Annotated in this window: 20 protein-coding genes and 1 other RNA gene; 7 read left to right on the plus strand and 14 right to left on the minus strand. The window is 61.3% G+C overall.

What is annotated here, in order from left to right; genetic code table 11:
* The first annotated feature begins 204 nt into the window (after positions 1 to 204).
* The 3 genes from ffs to IAE36_RS21800 all read left to right on the plus strand — a co-directional run bounded on the left by ffs (position 205) and on the right by IAE36_RS21800 (position 3,352).
* Positions 205 to 301: signal recognition particle sRNA small type (gene ffs / locus IAE36_RS21790), an RNA gene on the plus strand.
* Positions 302 to 573: 272 nt separating this feature from the next.
* Positions 574 to 1,656 (plus strand): type I restriction endonuclease, encoded by a 1,083-nt coding sequence (locus tag IAE36_RS21795; protein WP_201214689.1) that lies wholly within the window; start codon positions 574 to 576, stop codon positions 1,654 to 1,656.
* A gap of 724 nt (positions 1,657 to 2,380) precedes the next feature.
* Complete coding sequence (locus IAE36_RS21800; protein WP_201214691.1) at positions 2,381 to 3,352, plus strand: hypothetical protein; 972 nt, start codon at positions 2,381 to 2,383, stop codon at positions 3,350 to 3,352.
* Between the two features lie 388 nt (positions 3,353 to 3,740).
* On the opposite strand, the gene IAE36_RS21805 is transcribed toward IAE36_RS21800, so the two are convergent.
* Complete coding sequence (locus tag IAE36_RS21805; RefSeq protein ID WP_201214692.1) at positions 3,741 to 4,160, minus strand: helix-turn-helix domain-containing protein; 420 nt, start codon at positions 4,158 to 4,160, stop codon at positions 3,741 to 3,743.
* Between the two features lie 80 nt (positions 4,161 to 4,240).
* Here IAE36_RS21805 and IAE36_RS21810 point away from each other — a divergent pair, with 80 nt between their 5' ends.
* Complete coding sequence (locus tag IAE36_RS21810) at positions 4,241 to 4,717, plus strand: DUF2938 domain-containing protein (RefSeq protein WP_201214709.1); 477 nt, start codon at positions 4,241 to 4,243, stop codon at positions 4,715 to 4,717.
* Positions 4,718 to 4,728: 11 nt separating this feature from the next.
* On the opposite strand, the gene IAE36_RS21815 is transcribed toward IAE36_RS21810, so the two are convergent.
* On the minus strand, positions 4,729 to 5,460 hold the full coding sequence (locus IAE36_RS21815; RefSeq protein ID WP_201214694.1) for a substrate-binding periplasmic protein: 732 nt from the start codon (positions 5,458 to 5,460) through the stop codon (positions 4,729 to 4,731).
* Between the two features lie 124 nt (positions 5,461 to 5,584).
* Between IAE36_RS21815 and dnaX the strand changes: the two genes are divergently transcribed.
* The 3 genes from dnaX (at position 5,585) to recR (ending at position 8,821) form a co-directional block, all read left to right on the plus strand.
* Entirely contained in the window at positions 5,585 to 7,651 is a 2,067-nt protein-coding gene (gene dnaX, locus IAE36_RS21820) for a DNA polymerase III subunit gamma/tau (RefSeq protein ID WP_201214695.1), read from the plus strand.
* 64 nt (positions 7,652 to 7,715) lie between these two features.
* The gene (locus IAE36_RS21825) at positions 7,716 to 8,051 is read left to right on the plus strand and encodes a YbaB/EbfC family nucleoid-associated protein (protein WP_023535908.1); all 336 of its coding nucleotides are present in this window, start codon (positions 7,716 to 7,718) and stop codon (positions 8,049 to 8,051) included.
* A gap of 167 nt (positions 8,052 to 8,218) precedes the next feature.
* Positions 8,219 to 8,821: a recombination mediator RecR gene (recR, locus tag IAE36_RS21830; protein WP_028632159.1), complete on the plus strand. Its 603-nt coding sequence runs from the start codon at positions 8,219 to 8,221 to the stop codon at positions 8,819 to 8,821.
* Positions 8,822 to 8,865: 44 nt separating this feature from the next.
* Here recR and IAE36_RS21835 read toward each other — a convergent pair whose 3' ends face one another.
* The 12 genes from IAE36_RS21835 to ccoN form a co-directional block, all read right to left on the minus strand.
* The gene (locus IAE36_RS21835) at positions 8,866 to 9,414 is read right to left on the minus strand and encodes an adenine phosphoribosyltransferase (RefSeq protein WP_201214697.1); all 549 of its coding nucleotides are present in this window, start codon (positions 9,412 to 9,414) and stop codon (positions 8,866 to 8,868) included.
* Between the two features lie 54 nt (positions 9,415 to 9,468).
* Positions 9,469 to 10,203, minus strand: coding sequence for a Crp/Fnr family transcriptional regulator FnrA (gene fnrA / locus IAE36_RS21840; RefSeq protein ID WP_028632161.1), 735 nt, complete (start codon positions 10,201 to 10,203; stop codon positions 9,469 to 9,471).
* A gap of 186 nt (positions 10,204 to 10,389) precedes the next feature.
* A complete protein-coding gene (hemN, locus tag IAE36_RS21845; protein ID WP_201165551.1) occupies positions 10,390 to 11,772 on the minus strand; it encodes an oxygen-independent coproporphyrinogen III oxidase in 1,383 nt (460 codons plus the stop codon).
* A gap of 99 nt (positions 11,773 to 11,871) precedes the next feature.
* Positions 11,872 to 12,555 (minus strand): sulfite exporter TauE/SafE family protein, encoded by a 684-nt coding sequence (locus tag IAE36_RS21850; RefSeq protein ID WP_201214702.1) that lies wholly within the window; start codon positions 12,553 to 12,555, stop codon positions 11,872 to 11,874.
* Positions 12,548 to 12,775, minus strand: coding sequence for a cbb3-type cytochrome oxidase assembly protein CcoS (gene ccoS / locus IAE36_RS21855; protein WP_201165546.1), 228 nt, complete (start codon positions 12,773 to 12,775; stop codon positions 12,548 to 12,550). The genes IAE36_RS21850 and ccoS overlap by 8 nt, the downstream gene beginning before the upstream one ends.
* Positions 12,754 to 15,225 (minus strand): heavy metal translocating P-type ATPase, encoded by a 2,472-nt coding sequence (locus tag IAE36_RS21860; protein ID WP_201214704.1) that lies wholly within the window; start codon positions 15,223 to 15,225, stop codon positions 12,754 to 12,756. The genes ccoS and IAE36_RS21860 overlap by 22 nt, the downstream gene beginning before the upstream one ends.
* Positions 15,222 to 15,749: a FixH family protein gene (locus IAE36_RS21865; RefSeq protein WP_060483570.1), complete on the minus strand. Its 528-nt coding sequence runs from the start codon at positions 15,747 to 15,749 to the stop codon at positions 15,222 to 15,224. Before IAE36_RS21865 ends, IAE36_RS21860 begins: the two co-directional genes overlap by 4 nt.
* A 15-nt stretch (positions 15,750 to 15,764) precedes the next feature.
* The gene (ccoG, locus tag IAE36_RS21870; RefSeq protein WP_028632167.1) at positions 15,765 to 17,180 is read right to left on the minus strand and encodes a cytochrome c oxidase accessory protein CcoG; all 1,416 of its coding nucleotides are present in this window, start codon (positions 17,178 to 17,180) and stop codon (positions 15,765 to 15,767) included.
* 319 nt (positions 17,181 to 17,499) lie between these two features.
* Positions 17,500 to 18,477 carry a cytochrome-c oxidase, cbb3-type subunit III gene (gene ccoP / locus IAE36_RS21875; protein WP_201165540.1) on the minus strand — a complete coding sequence of 326 codons (978 nt, stop codon included), beginning with the start codon at positions 18,475 to 18,477 and terminating at the stop codon, positions 17,500 to 17,502.
* Positions 18,474 to 18,671, minus strand: a complete 198-nt coding sequence (locus IAE36_RS21880; protein WP_201214705.1) for a cbb3-type cytochrome oxidase subunit 3 — start codon at positions 18,669 to 18,671, stop codon at positions 18,474 to 18,476. The genes ccoP and IAE36_RS21880 overlap by 4 nt, the downstream gene beginning before the upstream one ends.
* Positions 18,672 to 18,676: 5 nt before the next feature.
* Complete coding sequence (gene ccoO / locus IAE36_RS21885) at positions 18,677 to 19,285, minus strand: cytochrome-c oxidase, cbb3-type subunit II (protein ID WP_028632170.1); 609 nt, start codon at positions 19,283 to 19,285, stop codon at positions 18,677 to 18,679.
* The gene (gene ccoN, locus IAE36_RS21890; RefSeq protein ID WP_201214707.1) at positions 19,285 to 20,727 is read right to left on the minus strand and encodes a cytochrome-c oxidase, cbb3-type subunit I; all 1,443 of its coding nucleotides are present in this window, start codon (positions 20,725 to 20,727) and stop codon (positions 19,285 to 19,287) included. The genes ccoO and ccoN overlap by 1 nt, the downstream gene beginning before the upstream one ends.
* Positions 20,728 to 21,026: the final 299 nt, after the last annotated feature.

Raw genomic sequence — 21,026 nt, forward strand, 5'->3', positions numbered from 1 at the left:
CGCGCGCCAATGGCGCAGGCCTAATTGGCCCGAAACAAGCGTAGGAGCGAGCGCAGCTCGCGATCAGCCCCCCCAAAAAAACTCCCGCCCCCCCAGTCAAGTCATTGAGAAACGATGACTTTTTCTACCTCAGAGGTTGTATCTGCGCCCAGTCCCGGTACAATGGCGCCACTCGCTGCTCAGCGAGACATGTAGTGGTGGCCCTGTCGGTTCCCCCGCATTGATTACCCGTTAACCTGGTCAGGCCCGGAAGGGAGCAGCCATAGCGGGAACATCGAGTGCCGGGGTGTGGCTGACGGGGCCGCCTCCATTACGCAAGTCCTTGAATCATCGAGGATTTCTTTCTCAAAAATCTCGCAGTGTGACAACATTTAGCTACACCTAGATGGTGCGCTGTGCTGAAAATGTTAGCTTCGTCATCACTTCTCTGTAATCTCTCTTTCTGTATACGCCAGTCTGCTCTCTGGCTTGCCAATCGCTCATGTGCATTTTCACCTCGACTGTCGCTGTGATTTGCAATTGCCAGTATGGCGCAGTGCTACTAGGATATGGCATCTGAGCGAGGAGCTAGAGATGGAATTCGTAGAGCGACTGAACGCGTTATCAGCCAAAATCCGCCAGCAGGGTCCTGCTATCCAAACTGAAGAGGCAACCAAAATTGCCTTTGTCATGCCCTTCATCAACTCCGTCCTGGGCTATGACGTATTCGACCCCTCCGAGGTAACGCCGGAGTACGTCTGTGACATCGGGACCAAGAAGGGCGAGAAAATCGACTACGCCATCCGCAAGAATGGCGAAATTCAGATCCTTATTGAGTGCAAGAAGATTGGCGAGCCTTTGCATATCAATCATGCGAGCCAGCTCTTCCGTTATTTCCATGTCACCACTGCACGTATCTCGATCCTCACTAATGGTCAGGTATATCGCTTCTATACCGATCTCGATGCGCCTAACAAGATGGACGAAAAACCATTCCTTGAGCTGGACCTTCTTGATCTGGATGAGCATGCGCTACCCGAACTTCAGAAACTGACCAAGTCAGCTTTTGATGTCGACTCAATTATCAGTGCTGCTGGTGAGCTTAAGTATGTCGGGCAGATCAAGAAGGAAATGGCCACCCAGTTCAGTCAGCCAAGCGAGGACTTCGTTAAATTCTTCGCCGCTCGTGTTTACGATGGCATCATCACTCAGAGAGTGAGAGAGCAATTCACCACCTTGACCCGTAAAGCGGCCATCCAGTTCCTTGGCGATCAAGTGAACGATCGACTGAAATCTGCAATGAGCGGAGCTGTGGAGCCTTCATTTGCGATGTCCGTTGTTCAAACAGCTCCGGCAGCTGAGCCAGCTGAGGAGGAAAATGACGATCGTATCCAGACAACGCTAGAAGAGCTTGAAGGCTTCCATATCGTCAAGGCCATTGTCCGGGCAGTGGTCGATGCAAAGCGAATCGTGCATCGGGATACCCAAAGCTATTTTGGGATTCTGCTGGACGATAATAATCGTAAACCGATTTGCCGCCTTCACTTCAATCGAAGTCAAAAGTACATTGGTATCTTCGACGCTAACAAGAGTGAGACACGCCACCCAATTGTATCTGTAGATGATATCTACGGATATGCGGAGCAATTGAAAGGAGTTATAAGTGTCTATGAGTAACGGCTTTATTTGCGGATATTTGCTCTTGACTAGTTGGCACGAGATTGGTGCTCGGGTTGAAGGGTCGGGATTGCGGATCAATGGATGCTGAGTTGGCGAAAATATGAATGAGATAATAATAAAAAACAAGCATGCACTCTACAGGTTCTTCTGAATCGATCTTGATTTGCTAGAGGTCGAGCAATCAGTTCAGTTCTTGGGCGCTAAGCATAATCGCCTGTTCCATGGCATCGGGCAATATTTTGAAAAGCTCGGTCTCTAGGCTCTTGAGCCGAAGGCAGAAGCCGTGCGTTCCCATAACATGTGTTGAGAAGACGAAAAGTACAGGGGCGGTTACCGCTACCTTTGTATCCCACCCAACCAGCGCGGCAAGGCCTTCAATGGGTTTCAGAAGTCGACAGGTGTGGGTTTAGATGGATTTTCTCGGCTTTGGCGCCGGGGTGCATTACGACTGGGCTGGCTTCAGAGATATCGGGAGCACACTATCGGGGATCAGCTTCACGCTTTGAATGTCGGAGTTCATAGAGCAGCAACATTGGATGAGGCCCGCTCCCGGCGCCCGGGCAAGCCCAGCACGGCCGTACCGTCGTTCTTGCTATCTAGGGCAGGCCTCGACCGCACAGATAGTTTCCGCGATCATGCGGCATTTCAGTAGTTCCGATTCAGAATTCTGGTGCAGGTACATGGCAATGTGCTATTATTAGAATTTTGGATGGAGCCAAATATGTCAGTTCTTGAGAATGATATGCTAGTTTTATCTTTGAGGTTTTTTGAAATCGTTTTAAGTCTAATAGGATTATCAGTATGGATCTATGCGATAATTTCCATGGTAGGCCCTAAGATTTCAAAAAACTTTGGTGTTCAAGTCACGGAAAGATCTCTGAGAGTTCTTTATGGTCTTTCCAATCGCTATTCAATGTTCATTCTAATTGGTTCTGCAGTTTTTCTGGTCTGCTCCATTGTACTGCCTATTATTTCTAGAGAGCCTAGCCCATTGTTTTTAGCGACTTTAACCTTTTTTGTCACCTTGGCATTAAGGCTTCTAGTAGGCCCCAAAGGGTTTGAAATGCCGCTCGGTTATGGGTTGAGTATGACGGTCGATGAATGGCAAGATGCGGATGACTTAGTATCGCGGCCTGTATGTTGTTTTCACGTTAAAAAGAATTTTGTCAGCGATCGTCGTCAAGTCACTAATCTAATAGTCAGCAGTGTTAGTAGAGTTGACTCGACAGGTATGAAATTTGACATGGTATTGAAGAGTTGGGTCTTCGCCGAGCGGAAAGGAAGTTGCGGTCATTTCATTTCAAGTATTCGCTCGTGCATGCAGTGGATTCGAATATTGGTCTGTATTGCTTTTATATTACTCATGCTGGTAATTTTGCCGGTAGGAATCGACGTTTACGGTAAGTTCTTATTCGCGGGGCTGGGCCTTTCTGCCGCATTTATAGTCTTAATTATGTGTCTTGCAAAAAAGATAATGCGTACTTCATGCAGGCCAGGGAGCCGTAAATTTCCAACTGATTCGACCCGTTTACTGGCAGAAGAAATTGTCCGAAAGAACCCCGCTTACGCATTTCATTTTATTGCTCCTCGGCCGATTCCAATGATCCATTTACTTGCATTTAGTCTGATGCATCATGCCCCACTGAAAACATTTAGTGGGGCTGAGGCAGGAATAGTTTTGAAGCCTATATAGTTTATTGTCCCCGCGTCTGAACCAAGGAGAGCGGGTGGTGCCAAGTTTCGCGGCGGGGGATTATAAAGATGTGTAGTGTTGGGCTTGAGGCTGATATGTGGTAGCCCGGCGAGCTTTAGGCGCTTCGATATTTTTTATAGCAGCCTTCATGCGGCGGGCCGTAGACCCATACTCGGTGGCTAATAACGAAGACTTGAGAGATGATGCCAAATACCTGCGGGTTCAACCTTTATGGCTTCATCAGCTTGAAAGGCTTTCCCAATTTGACCCATATTGATTCCTGAAGATATTTACATGCGTACCAAGTCAGGCTCGGAAGGGGCACTCACAGCGAGAAGATCAAGTGCCGGAGTATAGCTGACGGAGCCATTTCTGACCTTGCTAAATCTCAATCTGTGGCAAACGCTTTCGCCTTGCCCTGCCTGCCCCCCAGCCCACCCGCCGCCGACAGCTTCATCAGCCGCTGAAAGGTCGGGCATGCCAGGTGATCCTGCTCGGGGCACTGCGCCGCATGCCGCAAACCGCGGCTCATTGCCTGCAAGCGCTTGATGCGCCTGTCCAGTTCATCCGCCTTGGCGGTGAGCACTTGCCGATCAACCTTTAGGTCCACCAGCATCGCACCCACCTCATCCAGCGAAAACCCTGCGGCCTGGCCCAGTGCGATCAGTGCCAGCCGGTCTGCTACCTCTGCACCGAACTGGCGTCGCTGGCCAGGGTCGCTCAGGGCGGTGATCAACCCTTTTTTCTCGTAGTAGCGCAGTGTCGAGGCGGGTACGCCTGTGCGCTTCGCAACGTCGGCAATGTCCATGTTCGGCTCTTGACTTGAAGTTGACTTCAACTTCTATGCTGCTCGCCAGGGTAATAACCGTCAATGCCGGAGACTTTCAAATGACGATAACTGCACTGCTTTCAGCGGCGTTGCCCATAGGTATAGGCGCAACTGTCGTGATGGATTTGTGGGCGTTGCTGCTAAGGCGGCTTGGGGTTACCACGTTGAATTTCGCCATGGTCGGGCGCTGGGCTGGGCATCTGCTGCGCGGGCGGGTATGGCATGCAGCAATTGCCAATGCGAGGCCGGTGCGGCACGAGCGGGCCTGGGGGTGGGTGATTCACTATGTGATCGGCGTTTGCTTTGCGGTGGCGTTCGTTTTGATGGCGGGCGAGGGCTGGTTGCGGGCGCCTACGCTAGGGCCGGCGCTGGCATTTGGTGTCGGTACTGCCGTGGCACCGTTGTGTCTGATGCAGTCGGCAATGGGGGCCGGGTTTTTTGCGTGCAGGACGGCGGCGCCGGTGCTTGGTTGCCTTAAGAGTGTGCTGACGCATGGGGTCTTTGGGGTGGGGTTGTTTATGGTGGCGTTGGTTTGAAAAGGGGGCGGTTAGCCGCCATAGCGTTCGACCAGCCGCTCGATTTCCCCTGATGCCTTCATTCGCACCAGCGCCCGCAGAAAGGCCTGTGCCGGGATGTCGGGGTCATTACGCACCATGCACCCCAGGTCCTGGTCATCCAGCACCGCCAGCGCCTGCAGTTGCTGCCCCGCAGGCAACTGGCGGTTGAACCACTGCAAGGACAGCTGGTTGCTCACCGCGTAGCGGTAGCGACCGGCCTGCAGCTTCTGCAGGGCCAGCAACTGGTTACGGCTGTCTTCACGGTGCATGCGGTTCTGCGCCAGCAGCGGTTGCAGGGTGGCATAGGTGTAGCCCAGCACCGTGCCGATGGCCTGGGGCGGCAGTTGCTCCGGGAGGCCAGGGCCGGCTTCCCCGGCGCGGGCTACCAATACATCGCGCTGGTGAATCAGCGGGATGCTCCAGATGAAATCCTTGGGCCGGTCGATCAGCCACTGGGTGCTGACATAACAGCGCACATCGATGTCGCCGCCGTTCATGGCCTCTTCCAGCCTCAGCCTGGCCATCACGTGGTATTCGGCACGGGCACCCGCCGCCTGGGCGGCCGCCTGCATCAGGTCGTACAGAAGGCCTTCGACCGGCTGATCGCCTTCGATGCGCACCAGTGGCATGCTCCAGCTCTCCGCCACCGAAAAACGCAGCACCGGCTGATCCGCCAGGCATTGCGCCGTCCATAACAGCAACAGGGCCAGCAAGGTTCGCAAAGCAGTTCCTCCGTGAGCCGCACAGGTGATAGCCAAGTCTAGGCCAACCAGGCAGGGTGCAATTTTGCCCCCGCTCCGCTAGCATTAGCGATCTTCCGCACTATCAGGCTACGATGGTTTTTCGATGAGTTATCAGGTTCTTGCACGTAAATGGCGTCCGCGCTCGTTTCGCGAAATGGTCGGCCAGGCCCATGTGCTCAAGGCCTTGATCAACGCGCTGGACAACCAGCGCCTGCACCATGCCTACCTGTTCACAGGTACCCGTGGTGTGGGCAAGACTACCATCGCACGCATCATAGCCAAGTGCCTGAACTGCGAAACCGGCATCACCTCCACCCCCTGCGGCACCTGCTCGGTGTGTCGCGAAATCGACGAAGGCCGCTTCGTCGACCTGATCGAGATCGACGCCGCCAGCCGCACCAAGGTGGAAGACACCCGCGAGCTGCTGGACAACGTGCAGTACGCCCCCAGCCGCGGTCGCTTCAAGGTCTACCTGATCGACGAAGTGCACATGCTGTCTACCCACTCCTTCAACGCCCTGCTCAAGACGCTGGAAGAGCCGCCGCCCTACGTCAAGTTCATCCTGGCCACCACCGACCCGCAGAAGCTGCCGGCTACCATCCTGTCGCGCTGCCTGCAGTTCTCGCTGAAGAACATGAGCCCGGAACGGGTGGTGGAACACCTCAGCCACGTGCTGCAGGCCGAGAACGTACCCTTCGAGCCCGATGCGCTGTGGCTGTTGGGCCGTGCGGCAGATGGCTCGATGCGCGATGCCATGAGCCTGACCGACCAGGCCATCGCCTTTGGCGAGGGCAAGGTGCTGGCCGCCGATGTGCGCGCCATGCTCGGCAGCCTGGACCATGGGCAGGTCTACGATGTGCTGCAGGCGTTGCTCGAGGGCGACGCGCGGGCCTTGCTGGAGGCCATTCGCAACCTGGCCGAGCAGGGCCCGGACTGGGCAGGTGTGCTGGCTGAAATGCTCAACGTGCTGCACCGCGTGGCCATTGCCCAGGCGCTGCCAGAAGCCGTGGACAACGGCCAGGGTGATCGCGAGCGGGTGCTGGCCCTGGCTGCGGCACTGCCGGCCGAGGATGTGCAGTTTTATTACCAGATGGGCCTGATCGGCCGCCGTGACCTGCCTTTGGCGCCGGAGCCGCGCGGTGGGTTCGAGATGGTGCTGCTGCGCATGTTGGCATTCCGCCCGGCCGATACGGACGATGCGCCGAAGCCGCAGCTAAAGCCAGTGGGGATCAGCCAGGCCACAGCTGATTCCGCCAAGCCGGTGGCAGCCCAGGCCCCCGTGGCGCAGCCGGCAGTGCAGGCCGTGTCGATTGAGCCGGCGGCGGCTGCCCCGGACGTGGAAGTGCCGCCACCGGCCACCGCTGACCACGAGCCAGAGGCGCAACGCGACCCCGAAATAGAGGCCGAAATCGAAGCCATCTCGGTGCCCGAGCCCGTCGCCGAGGTGGTCGACCTGCCCTGGGAAGAGCCTGCGCTGCCTGTCGCCCAGGCCGCTGCCTTGGCGCCTGCGCCCGAGCCCGAGCCTATTGCGCCGCCCGTTGCACAGCCGGCTGTGGCCTCCCATGACGACGCCCCGCCGTTCGACCCCGGCGCCTATGCCGCCGTGGGCATGGACCGCGACGACGAGCCGCCGCTGGACGAAGACTATTACGTGGGCGAGAGTGACCCCGCTGGCTTCAGCTACCTGGACGAGCTCGCCGAGCATGTGCAGGAGGAGCCCGCCCAGCCTGCTGCCGAGCCATTGCCTGCAGCCAGGCCTGCCACCGGCCTGGCCCTGCAATGGCTGGAATTATTCCCGCAGTTGCCCGTATCGGGCATGACAGGCAACATCGCAGCCAACTGCACGCTGATCGCGGCCGAGGGTGACGACTGGCTGCTGCACCTGGACCCTGGCCAGGGTGCGCTGTTCAACGCCACCCAGCAGCGGCGCCTGAACGAGGCGCTCAACCAGCACCTGGGTCGCACCCTCAACCTGCGCATCGAACTGGTCCTCCCCGAGCAGGAAACCCCTGCCCAGGCGGCTTCACGCAAACGCATCGAGCGCCAGCACGAAGCCGTGACCTCGATCGAGCAAGACCCGTTGATCCAGCAGATGATCAAGCTGTTTGGCGCCAAGGTGTGTCAGGATACTATTGAGCCTGTAGAGGCCCTGGCCAGTCAGGGCCAATAACTGATAACCATGCAGCCGGCTTCGTGGCGGGCTGCATCACATGACCCAATCGAGGTATCTCCCCATGATGAAAGGTGGCATGGCCGGCCTGATGAAGCAGGCCCAGCAGATGCAAGAGAAGATGCAGAAAATGCAGGAAGAGCTGGCCAACGCGGAAGTCACCGGCCAGTCCGGTGGCGGCCTGGTCAGCGTGGTGATGACTGGCCGGCATGACGTCAAGCGCGTCAGCATCGACCAGAGCCTGATGTCGACCGAGGAAGACGACAAGGAAGTGCTGGAAGACCTCATTGCCGCAGCCCTGAACGACGCTGTGCGCAAGATCGAGCAGAGCAGCCAGGAAAAAATGGGCGGCATGACCGCTGGCATGCAATTGCCACCGGGCTTCAAGATGCCGTTCTAAGGCATTTTCAGGCTCACAAGCCGCCGCTGAAACCAGCGGCGGTTTTTTTTTGCGCTGTTAGCAGCGTACTGCGGTCGAAATAGCCAGGCGCAGGAACAATGGCGGATTTGACGCCACTGCCCACGCTGGGTATAAACCGCCTCTTATTGATTTATCAGGCCTTTCCCATGAGCTTCAGCCCTCTCATCCGCCAACTGATCGATGGCCTGCGCATCCTGCCGGGCGTTGGCCAGAAAACCGCCCAACGCATGGCCCTGCAGCTGCTCGAGCGCGACCGCAGCGGCGGCATGCGCTTGGCCCAGGCGTTGACCCAGGCCATGGAAGGGGTAGGGCATTGCCGTCAGTGCCGTACCCTTACAGAGCAGGACCTGTGCCCGCAGTGCGCCGACCCACGCCGTGACGATACCCAGCTGTGCGTGGTGGAGGGCCCCACCGATGTCTACGCCGTGGAGCAGGCCGGTTACCGTGGCCGCTACTTCGTGCTCAAGGGCCATCTGTCCCCGCTGGACGGCCTGGGGCCCGAGGCCATTGGTATTCCCCAGCTGATGGCGCGCATCGAGGAGCAGGGCACCTTCAGCGAGGTGATCCTGGCAACCAACCCAACGGTGGAAGGTGAGGCAACAGCCCATTACATCGCGCAGTTGCTGGCCGAGAAAGGCCTGGTGGCATCGCGCATTGCCCATGGCGTGCCCTTGGGCGGCGAGCTGGAAATGGTCGATGGCGGCACCCTGGCCCACGCGTTTGCGGGCCGTCGGCCGATCTCGCTGTAACCGGGCGCGCTGCAAGCCGACCCTGCAGCACGCCGCTTGGCCGCTCAGCGCTCGCTGAGGGAAAACTCGGTAAGGCAGAAGGTGGGCACGCCCGCGGCCTGCAAACGGCGCGAGCCATCCAGTTCGGGGAGGTCGATGATGGCTGCGGCCTCGAACACTTGCGCACCGGTGCGGCGCACCAGATTGGCAGCTGCCAGCAGTGTGCCGCCCGTCGCAATCAGGTCATCGAAGATCAACACCGAATCCCCTTCGCACAGGCTGTCGGCGTGCACTTCAAGGAACGCTTCGCCGTATTCGGTCTGGTAGCCTTCGCTGAGCACGTCGGCGGGCAGCTTGCCCTGCTTGCGGAACAGGATCAGTGGCTTGTTCAGCTGATGGGCGATGATCGAACCGATCAGGAAGCCGCGCGCGTCCATGGCGCCGATGTGGCTGAACTCGGCCTCGATGTAGCGTTCGATAAACTGGTCGGCTACATAGCGCAGCCCGCGCGGCGACTGGAACAGCGGGGTGATATCGCGGAAGATCACACCCGGTTTGGGGAAGTCCACTACCGGGCGGATCAGGGCTTTGAGGTCGAAAGCGTCGCTGTGCATTGTTGCAGGTATCCTGGGAAAACGAATGGCCAAGTATACCTGCTAAAGCGCGCCTCAGGCCTCGATTGCACCACCGGCCAGCGCGCACAGCTGGATCGGATCCAGAATGTGCACTTCCTTGCCTTCGGCATGCAGCAGGCCGTTCTGCTGGAAGCGGGTGAACACCCGTGACACGGTTTCCACCGCCAGGCCCAGGTAGTTGCCGATTTCGTTGCGCGACATGCTCAGGCGGAACTGGTTGGCCGAGTACCCACGGGCGCGGAAGCGCGCCGACAGGTTGACCAGGAAGGTGGCGATGCGCTCGTCGGCGGTTTTCTTCGACAGCAGCAGCATCATCTGCTGGTCGTCGCGGATTTCACGGCTCATCACCCGCATCAGCTGGCGGCGCAGCTGGGGCAGTTGCACTGACAGCTCGTCCAGGCGCTCAAAGGGGATTTCGCACACCGACGTGGTTTCCTGGGCCTGGGCCGACACCGGGTAGGCCTCGGTGTCCATGCCCGACAGCCCCACCAGTTCGCTGGGCAGGTGGAAGCCGGTGATCTGCTCTTCGCCGCTGTCGCTGAGGCTGAAGGTTTTCAGGGCGCCGGAGCGAACTGCGTAGACCGAGCCGAAATTGTCACCCTGGCGGAACAGAAACTCGCCTTTTTTCAGCGGGCGACCCCGCTTGACGATTTCATCCAATGCATCCATGTCTTCCAGGTTAAGCGAAAGAGGCAGGCACAGTGGGGCCAGGCTGCAATCCTTGCAATGGGCCTGGTTGTGTGGGCGCAGTTTGACTGGCTCGGACATTTTGACTCGATCCTTGTGGGAAAGCACACATAAGCCGTAAGGGTAACCCACGAAGGAGGGTGTAGGCCAGCGTGCTCGACTATGGTACGACCCGGCGAAACCCCCGGCAGGCAACTGCCGGAGTTCCTGTGCGCTTATGGTCCGCCTGGCTGGGGCGGTTGTCCATGCGGCTGAACGCCTCGGCCGTCAGATCACCCGCGAAAAGCGCTGGCGGTTCTGCATGGCCAGGTAGGCGTCGAACACCATGCACACCGAGCGCGCCAGCAGGCGGCCGGCTGGCAGGATCCGAATGCCCTTTTCGTCCAGGCGGATCAGGCCGTCGCGCTGCAAGGTCAGCAGCTCAGGCCAAAGGTCGTTGAAGTACCCCCGGAAATCGATGGTGAAGGCTTTTTCGATAGGCTCGAAATCCAGTTCGAAGTGGCAGATCAGTTGCTGGATCACCGCCCGGCGAATACGGTCGTCGGTGTTGCACAGCAGGCCGCGCTGGGTGGCAAGCTGGGCGTTGGACAGGCTGTCCTGGTAGGTGTTGAGGTCGCTGCTGTTCTGGCAGTACAGGTCGCCGATCTGGCTGATGGCCGAAACGCCCAGGCCGATCAGGTCGCAGTGCCCGTGGGTGGTATAGCCCTGGAAGTTGCGCTGCAGGGTGCCTTCTTCCTGGGCGATGGCCAGTTCGTCGTCTGGCAGGGCAAAGTGGTCCATGCCGATGTAGCGATACCCTGCGGCGGTCAGCTGATCAATGGTGGCATGCAGCATCTCCAGCTTGGCGGCTGCGCTGGGCAGCTCGCCGGCCTCGATGCGCCGTTGCGGCATGAAGCGCTCGGGCAGGTGGGCATAGTTGAACACCGACAGCCGGTCGGGCTGCAGGCGGATCACTTCTTCGACGGTGCGGGCGAAACCTTCCGGGGTTTGCCGTGGCAGGCCGTAGATCAGGTCAAGGTTGATCGAGCGGAACTGCAGGGTGCGGGCAGCTTCGATCAGCGTGCGCGTCTGCTCCAGGCTTTGCAGGCGGTTGACCGCACGCTGTACGGCGGGGTCCAGGTCCTGCACACCCAGGCTGACGCGGTTGAAGCCCAGCTCGCGCAACAGCCCCATGGTCGACCAGTCCGCTTCGCGGGGGTCGATTTCGATGCCGTAATCGCCGGAATCGTCGTCCAGCAGGTTGAAGTGCTGGCGCAGCGTCGCCATCAGCTGGCGCAGTTCCACATGGCTGAGGAAGGTGGGCGTACCGCCGCCAAAATGCAGCTGTTCAACACGCTGTTTGCCATCCAGGTGGCAGGCCACCAGCTGGATTTCCTGCTCAAGGCGCTGCAGGTAGGGCGCCGCACGGGCACGGTCCTTGGTGATGACCTTGTTGCAGGCGCAGTAGTAGCAGATGTTGGCGCAGAACGGCACGTGCACGTACAACGACAGGGGGCGCACCGCCCGACGGCTCTCGCGCAGGGCGTGCAGCAGGTCGAACGAGCCCACCTCGCTGTGCAGTTGCACGGCGGTCGGGTAGGAGGTGTAGCGTGGCCCGGCCAGATCGTAGCGGCGGATCAGGTCGGTGTCCCAACGTAGGTCGTCGAGCATGAGGGCGGTCCCCGGAAAGAGCAGCAATGCTCCGGAGTCTAGGGGCGTCTGTAGGAATCTGTGTTGATTTGTATCAACCGCCCGCGACACGTGGCCGTTTCAGTGCCCCATAAGCCAGTGCTGGTGCGGGCCGGGCAGGGTCCAGATGCCGAACAGCATCACCAGCACCCCGCCTGCCATGCGCACGCTGCGCCGTCTCAACAAAGCGTTTACCCGTTCTGCCGCCAGCCCGGTGGCCAACAGCACCGGCCAGGTACCCAGGCCAAAGGCCAGCATCAGGGCCGCGCTGTAGCCTGCATTACCTTGGCTGGCCGCCCACAACAGGGTGCTGTAGACCAGGCCGCAGGGCAGCCACCCCCACAGGGCCCCCAGCAGCATGGCCCGGGGTACGCTGGACACCGGCAGCAGGCGCGTCGCCAGCGGCTGAATGTGCCGCCACAACCCGCGCCCCAAGGCCTCCACCCGCGTCAGCCCGCTCCACCAGCCGGCCAGGTACAGGCCCATGGCAATCAGCAGCAGCGCCGCCGCCGTGCGCAGCACCACCGCTGCCGGGCCGCTGGCCACGGCCCAGCCGGCCAGGCCCAGCAGCAGCCCGGCGCAGGCATAGCTGCACACGCGGCCGAGGTTGTACGCCAGCAGCAGGCGCAGGCGCCTGCTGCGTTGCTCGGGGGGGATGGCCAGGGTCAGTGCGCCCATCAGCCCGCCGCACATGCCCAGGCAGTGGCCACCGCCCAGCAGGCCCAGCACCAGGGCAGAACCCAGCAGGGGGAGCAGGTCATGCACGGGGTGGTTGTTCCTCGGGTTGTTCGTGTGAGGGGGGCAGGTCGGTCGGCGGCGCCTTCACCGCTGCCTGGTGGCGCGGGTCCTGGTCGTCGAACAGAATGCTGTGGGCGGGGCTTTCCAGGTCGTCGTACTGCCCGCTGTCCACTGCCCAGAAAAAGATGTACACGGCCACGCCGACCAGCAGCAACGCCGCAGGGATCATGATATAGAGGGCGGGCATGGCGATTTCCTCACCTGGTAGGTTGCAGGGGTGCCCGGTGATGCCAGGGCGGGCTGGCGGGTCAGGCGCAGAGCGTTGAGCACCACCACCAGCGAGCTGACCGACATGCCGATGGCTGCCCATACGGGGGTGACCCAGCCAACCGCCGCGAAGGGCAGCATCAGGCCATTGTACAGGCTTGCCCACAACAGGTTCTGGAGGATGTTGCGCCGTGTGCGCCGGGCCAGCTCGAAGGCCAGTACCAGCGCCTGCAGGCGGTTGGACAACAGCACGGCATCGGCGCTGGTCTTGGCAAGGTCGGTGGCGCTGCCCATGGCGATGCTTATGTCGGCGGCAGCCAGTACCGGCACGTCATTCACCCCGTCACCCAGCATCAGCACCTTGCGCCCAGCCTGTTGCAAGGCCTTCAGCCGCTCCAGCTTGTCGTCCGGGCACAGGCCGCCCACGGCTTCGTCGATACCCAGTTGCGCGGCCACTTCGGTGACCATCGGCGAGCTGTCGCCCGACAGCAGCAGCGTGCGCCAGCCACGGGCACGGCAGGCGGCAAGCAGGGCAGGGGCGTCGTCCCGCAGGCGGTCGTCCAGGCCGAACCAGGCCAACGGCCCCTGGCGCCCGCCCAACAGCAGCCACTGGCCCCGGGGCTCGGGAATGGCAGGTGCCGGTGTGCCACTCAAGGCGCACACGAACGCCGCCTGGCCGATGCGCAGGCGTTGGCCGTCGACCTGCCCCTCAAGGCCCAGGCCGGGTACCGTCTGAACAGCCTCGGCAGCCCTGGCAACGCGGCCAAACGCCCTGGCGATGGGGTGCTCGGAGCGGTTTTCCAGGGCGGCGGCCAGGCTCAGGCATTCATCGGCCCCCAGGCTGCCCAGCGGGCGAATGCTGCGCAATGTCAGGCGGCCTTCGGTCAGTGTGCCGGTCTTGTCGAAAATCACCGTATCGATCTGGTTCAGCCCTTCCAGCACATGGCCCCGGGTCACCAGCAAACCCAGCTTGTGCAAGGTGCCGGTGGCGGCTGTCAGCGCGGTGGGGGTGGCCAGCGACAGTGCGCATGGGCAGGTTGCCACCAGCATCGCCAGCACGATCCAGAACGCGCGGTCAGGGGCTTGCTGCCACCACCACAGGCCGATGGCGACGGCGGCCAACAGCGAAAACAACAGAAACAGTTGCGAGGCGCGGTCGGCGATTTCCGCCAGGCGCGGCTTTTCGGTTTGTGCCCGCTCCAGCAGGCGCACGATGGCCGACAGGCGCGAGTCATGGCCCACGGCCTCGACCGCTACATGCAGGGTGCTTTCGACGTTCAGCGTGCCGCCCGTCACACGCTCCCCAACGCGGCGCGGCTGCGGCAGGTATTCGCCTGTCAGCAGTGACTCATCCACACTCGAGCGGCCCTCGACGATGCACCCGTCGGCCGGGATCACGGCCCCGGGCAGCACCTGCACGGTATCGCCGCAGCGCAGTTCGCTGAGCAGAATGCGCTCGCTGCGGCCCAGTGCATCCAGGCGCAGGCACGAGGCTGGCAGCAGGTTGACCAGCTGCGCCGTGGCCGCAGCCGTGCGCTCGCGGGCACGGCGTTCCAGGTAGCGGCCGGTCAGCAAGAACAGCGCGAACATGCCCACCGTGTCGAAGTACAGCTCACCGCTGCCGGTGATGGCGGTCCAGATGCCGGCACCGAAGGCCAGGGCGATGGCCAGTGACACCGACAGGTCCATGGTCAGGTGGCGCGTGCGCAGGTCGCGGGCAGCCCCTTTGAAAAACGGCGCACAGCTGTAAAACACGATCGGGATGGTCAGGAACAACGCCACCCAGCGCAGGATGGTGTGCATCTCGGGCGACAGGTCGATGTTGAACTCAGGCCAGGTGGCCATGGTTGCCATCATCGCCTGGAACCATAGCAGCCCGGCCACGCCCAGGCGGCGCAAAGCGCTGCGGTTTTCCCGGGCCAACTGCTCGGCGGCCTGGTCCGGCTGGTAGGGGTGGGCGGCATAACCGATCTGGCGCAACTGTGCCAGCACCGCGGAGAGCGGCAACTGCTGGTCGTCCCAGCTCAGCAGCAGGCGGTGGTTGGACAGGTTCAGGCGTGCCTCGGCCACGCCGGGCAGGTTGCGCAGGTGCTTGTCGATCAGCCAGCCACACGCCGCGCAACTTACCCCTTCGACCAGCAGCGTGGTTTCGGCCAGTTGGCCTTCGTGGCGCACGAAAGCCTGCTGCACATCGCTGCGGTCGTACAGCGCCAGCTCATCCTGCAGCTGCCTGGGCAGGGCGTCGGGGTTGGCGCTGGTTTCACTGCGGTGCTGGTAATAGTGCTCAAGCCCCCCTGCCACGATCGACTCGGCCACCGCCTGGCACCCTGGGCAACAGAATGGTCGGGGCTCACCCAGCACGACGGCGCTGAACTGGCTGCCCGCAGGAACGGGCAAGGCACAGTGAAAGCAGGGGGTGGGTTGGGTCATTGCTGGCGCTCGGCACCTTGCAGGGCTTCGTCACCCAATTGCAGGTCCACCCCGTGCTCGACCTTTTCTTCCTCGAACAGGCGCCATACCTGGCCGCCTTCGTTGCCCAGCAACTCGACGAAGCGGCGGCCGTCCACCTTGTCATCCAGTTGCCCCACGTACCGGCCCGCTTCGGCCTGGCTCAGCAGTACCTTGCGGTCTTTCTGCGGCTGGGTCGGCGAAATCAGGTTCAGCTCCAGGGTTTGCGGGTGGCTGCTGCCGGTCAGGCGAAGGTCCACCTCGCCGGTCAGCTCATCCAGGTGCACGCTGGCTTTAAGGCCCAGTTGCTGGGCCAGCAGTTCGCGGTCCAGGGAGCGGTTGATGCCCTTGCCAGCCTCGTAGTAGTTGTCGTTCACCAGGTTGTCCGGGTTGCGGACGGCGATGCTGACCATGGTCAGGCTCAGGCAGACCGAAGTGGTCAGGATGCCGATGATGATCCAGGGCCAAAGGTGCTTGTACCAGGGGCTGGCGGCGGTGGCAGGCATTGTCGTGCGTCTCTCCTAGCGGATCTGGGGGCCGATGAAACGGCTCTTGGCTTCAACCTGTGCGTCGCTGTCATCGGCGCTCTTGAGGATGAAGGTGACTTCGTTGGTGGTCGAGGGCAGCTTCTCGGGTGCCACCGACAACTGCACGGGCAGGCTGACGATATCGCCGGCGGCCACGTGAATCTCGCGTTGGCCGTCCAGTTTCAGGTCCGGCAAGCCGGCGGCGTCCAGTACGTAAACATGGTCGCGCTGGTCCTTGTTCATCACCTTGAGGCTGTACACGTTCTCGATCCGCCCCTGGGCGTTCTCGCGGTACAGCACGCGGTCCTTGCTCACGTCCAGGCCCACCAGTGGCCGGATGGCGAAGGCCGTGGCCAAGGCGCCGATCATCACCAGCAGCACGATGGCGTAGCCAATCAGCCGTGGTCGCAGCATGTGGGTTTTCTGGCCGGACAGGTTGTGCTCGGTGGTGTAGCTGATCAAGCCTTTGGGGTAGTGCATCTTGTCCATGATGCTGTCACAGGCATCGATGCACGCCGCGCAGCCGATGCACTCGATCTGCAGGCCGTCGCGGATGTCGATGCCGGTGGGGCACACCTGCACGCACATGGTGCAGTCGATGCAGTCGCCCAGGCCCTTGGCCTTGTAGTCCACGTCTTTCTTGCGCGGGCCACGGGTTTCGCCACGGCGCGGGTCGTAGGACACGATCAGGGTGTCTTTGTCGAACATCACGCTCTGGAAGCGGGCATAGGGGCACATGTACACGCACACCTGCTCGCGCAGCCAGCCCGCATTGCCATAGGTGGCGAGGGTGAAGAAGCCGACCCAGAAGTACGACCAGCCATCAGCCTGGCCGGTGAAAAATTCGATCACCAGTTCGCGTATCGGCGCGAAGTAACCGACGAAGGTCATGCCGGTGACGAAGCCGATCAGCAGCCACAGGCTGTGCTTGGCCAGCTTGCGCACGAACTTGTTGCCGCTCATGGGCGCCTTGTCCAGCTTCATGCGCTGGTTGCGGTCGCCCTCGGTGACCTTTTCGCACCACATGAAGATCCACGTCCACACGCTTTGCGGGCAGGTGTAGCCGCACCAGACGCGCCCGGCGTACACGGTGATGAAGAACAGGCCGAAGGCGGCAACGATCAGAATGCCCGACAGCAGGATGAAGTCCTGGGGCCAGATGGTGGCGCCAAAGATGTAGAACTTGCGCTCCGGCAGGTCCCACCACACTGCCTGGTGGCCGCCCCAGTTCAGCCATACAGTGCCGAAATACAGCAGAAACAGCGCCGCGCCGCCTACCATGCGCAGGCGCCGGAACAGGCCGGTGAAGGCGCGGGTGTAGATTTTTTCGCGCGAGGCGTAGAGGTCGACGGAGTCCTTCCCTTTGCTGGCAGGCGGGGTTACGTCATGTACCGGAATGTGCTTGCTCATCATCATGTCCCACGGCAGTGGAGAAACGCTGCGGCCAGTGCATGCCGGCTGCAGTCTCGCGCAATCTGCTAGCGCTCTGCGGGCCATGATACGCCGGTGATGGCACGCAGTGGTCGCGTTGCGACCTTATGCCGCATTGGGTTCACGCCATGAATCGTGATATGGCGAGTGTCAATTGATCCAGGTCATCAGGCGGCGAGAAATGCGTGGCTGTACTGGCCTCTTCGCGGCTGAAGCCGCCCCCACAGAGGCCCGCACCCACCGCAAAAAGGGTGGGGGCTGCGTGGGGCGGTTTGACCCGCGACGGGGGCAGGCCTGCTTACTCAGCCTCGGCCGGCGCATCCTGATGCGACAGGCTGTACACGTAGGCGGCCAGCAAATGCACCCTGTCATTGCCCTGCAACTGCTCTTGCGCCGGCATCTGCCCTTGGCGGCCATAGCGGATGGTCTGCTGCAGCTGGGCAAAGCTCGAGCCGTAGATGAACGCCTGCGGGTGCGTCAGGTTTGGCGCACCCATGGCCGGCGTACCCTTGCCCTCGGGCCCGTGGCAGGCCACACAATTGGTCGCGAAGATCTTCTGGCCGTTTTCCACATCGGCCTTGACGCCCTCGGGCAGCGTGCGCCCATCGAGCTTGCTGACCACGAACGCGGCCACGTCGGCCACGCCCTGTTCGCCGATCACCTCGGCCCAGGCCGGCATCACCCCATGACGGCCACCCATGATGGTCGCCTTGATGGTGTCCGGCTCACCGCCCCAGCGCCAGTCGTTGTCGGTCAGGTTGGGGAAGCCATAGGCGCCCTTGGCGTCCGAGCCGTGGCACACCGAGCAGTTGGAGGCAAACAACCTGGCCCCCATTTTCAGGGCCTGCGGGTCTTTGGCCACGTCCGCAATGGGCATGGCGGCGAACTTGGCGAAAATCGGGCCGAAGCGGGCGTCGGCCTTGGCCATTTCCTTTTCCCATTCATGGGCGCCCGTCCAGCCGGCCTCGCCGTTGGCGAACTCGGTCTGCTTGTCGTTATCCAGGTAGCTGTACCCCGGCAGCATGCCCTTCCAGTTGCCCAGGCCCGGGTACAGCACCAGGTAGCCCAGGGCAAAGACGATGGTGCCGACGAACAGCCAGAACCACCATTTGGGCAGGGGGTTGTCGTACTCCTCGATGCCGTCGAAGGCATGGCCGACGGTTTCGTTGGTGACTTCGTCGCGCTGGCCCTTGCGGGTGGACAGCAGCAACCAAGTCAGCGCGAAGATAGTACCCAGGGTCAGGACCGTGATGTACACACTCCAGAAGGTTGTCATTGTTGTTTTCTCCCAGACGCGTTTGCTTGCGCTTGCTCGACGTGGCGGCGGGCCTCGGGGTCATCTGCGAATGGCAGCTGGGTCGCTTCGTCGAAATCCTTCTTGCGGCGTGGGCTGAACACCCATAACGCCAGCCCGACAAAGGCCACCAGCACCACCACAGTGCCCAGGCCGCGAATCATCCCGATATCCATCAGCGTCACCGTTTGCTCTTGATGAGGGTGCCAAGGCCTTGCAGGTAGGCCACCAGGGCGTCCATCTCGGTTTTACCCTTGACCGCGTCGCGGGCGCCGGCGATATCCGCGTCGGTGTACGGCGTGCCCAGGGTGCGCAGTACCTCCATCTTCTTCGCCGTATCACGGCCGTCGAGTGTGTTCTCCACCAGCCACGGGTAGGCCGGCATCTTCGATTCCGGTACCACGTTGCGCGGGTTGTACAGGTGCGCCCGGTGCCAGTCGTCCGAGTAGCGGCCGCCGACACGGGCCAGGTCCGGCCCGGTACGCTTGGAGCCCCACAGGAACGGGTGGTCCCACACGCTCTCGCCGGCCACCGAGTAATGGCCATAGCGCTCGGTTTCGGCGCGGAACGGGCGGATCATCTGCGAATGGCAACCCACGCAGCCTTCGCGGATGTAGATATCGCGCCCTTCCAGTTCCAGCGCGGTGCGCGGCTTCATGCCCTCCACCGGTTTGTTGGTGACGTCCTGGAAGAACAGCGGGACGATCTGGGTAAGGCCACCGATGCTCACGGCGATGACCATGAAGAACGCCAGCAGGCCTATGTTCTTCTCAACGGCTTCGTGCTTCATCAGTGCGCTCCCACGATGACGATCTTGGCGGCTGCCTCGGCTTGTACCGGGTTGGCGGCCCGTACCGTGCGCCAGACGTTGTAGGCCATCAGCAGCATGCCGCTGGCGAAGAACGCGCCGCCCAGCGCCCGCACGATGTAGCCGGGGTGGCTGGCTTGCAAGACTTCGACGAACGAGTAGGTCAGGGTGCCGTCATCGTTGATCGCACGCCACATCAGGCCCTGGGTGATGCCGTTGACCCACATCGAGGCGATGTACAGCACGGTGCCGATGGTGGCCAGCCAGAAGTGCGCGTTGATCAGCCCGACGCTGTGCATCTGCTCGCGGCCATACAGACGCGGGATCATGTGGTACACGGCGCCGATGGAAATCATCGCGACCCAGCCGAGGGCGCCGGCGTGCACGTGGCCGATGGTCCAGTCGGTGTAGTGGGACAGCGCGTTCACCGTCTTGATGGCCATCATCGGCCCTTCGAAGGTGGACATGCCGTAGAACGCCAGCGAGACCACCAGAAAGCGCAGGATCGGGTCGGTGCGCAGTTTGTGCCAGGCACCCGACAGGGTCATCATGCCGTTGATCATGCCGCCCCAGCTCGGTGCCAGCAGGATGATCGACATCACCATGCCCAGTGACTGGGCCCAGTCGGGCAGGGCGGTGTAGTGCAGGTGATGTGGGCCGGCCCAGATGTACAGGGTAATCAGCGCCCAGAAGTGCACGATGGACAGCCGGTACGAATAGATGGGCCGCTCAGCCTGCTTGGGCACGAAGTAATACATCATGCCCAGGAAGCCCGTGGTCAGGAAGAAGCCCACCGCGTTGTGCCCGTACCACCACTGGATCATGGCATCGGTTGCACCGGCGTAGGCCGAATACGACTTGAACAGGCTCACCGGCAGGGAAATGTGGTTGACGATGTGCAGCATGGCCGTGACCACGATGAATGCGCCATAGAACCAGTTGCCCACATAGATGTGCCGGGTTTTGCGCTTGACGATGGTGCCGAAGAACACCACGGCGTAGGTCACCCAGACGATCGCCAGCAAAATCGCCAGCGGCCATTCCAGTTCGGCGTACTCCTTGGTGGTGGTGTAGCCCATCGGCAGGGTGATCAGCGCACCGGCAATCACGGCTTGCCAGCCCCAGAAGGTAAAGGCCGCCAGGCTGTCGGAAATCAGCCGCGTCTGGCAGGTGCGCTGAACCACGTAGTAGCTGGTGCCGAACAGCGCACAACCGCCGAAGGCGAAGATCACCAGGTTGGTGTGCAGGGGGCGCAGCCGGCCGAAGCTGGTCCAGGGCAGGTCCAGGTTCAGTTGCGGCCAGACCAGTTGCGAGGCGATGAAGACGCCGAGGCCCATGCCAAGTATCCCCCACACCACCGTCATGATGGCGAACTGGCGGACGACCTTGTAGTTATAAGCAGTCGGACTGGTTGCAGTGCTCATTCTAAGGTTCCACGGTTTTATGTTCTTGTTGGTCGAAAATCGGCGCCAGTATCGATAACCACCTGGGATATCGCAACGCAACTTTGGTACGCCGACCCGTGTCCAGCCCTGTTCGAAGGTGGCACGCAAGGAACAGGATGCTGAAGATTGTACACAAACAAATATTTGTTATGTGTACCGTTTTTCGTTTTTTTCTGATCGAACGGTCAACCTTTTGCGTGCGCCAGCGCCAGGCCGTGCACGGCGTGTACAAGGTGGCAGAAAGTCTAGTTGGGATAGTGGGGGGTGCAAGGAGGGGG

Origin of the sequence: Pseudomonas sp. S36 (assembly GCF_016647875.1) — a bacterium.
GTDB lineage: Bacteria > Pseudomonadota > Gammaproteobacteria > Pseudomonadales > Pseudomonadaceae > Aquipseudomonas > Aquipseudomonas parafulva.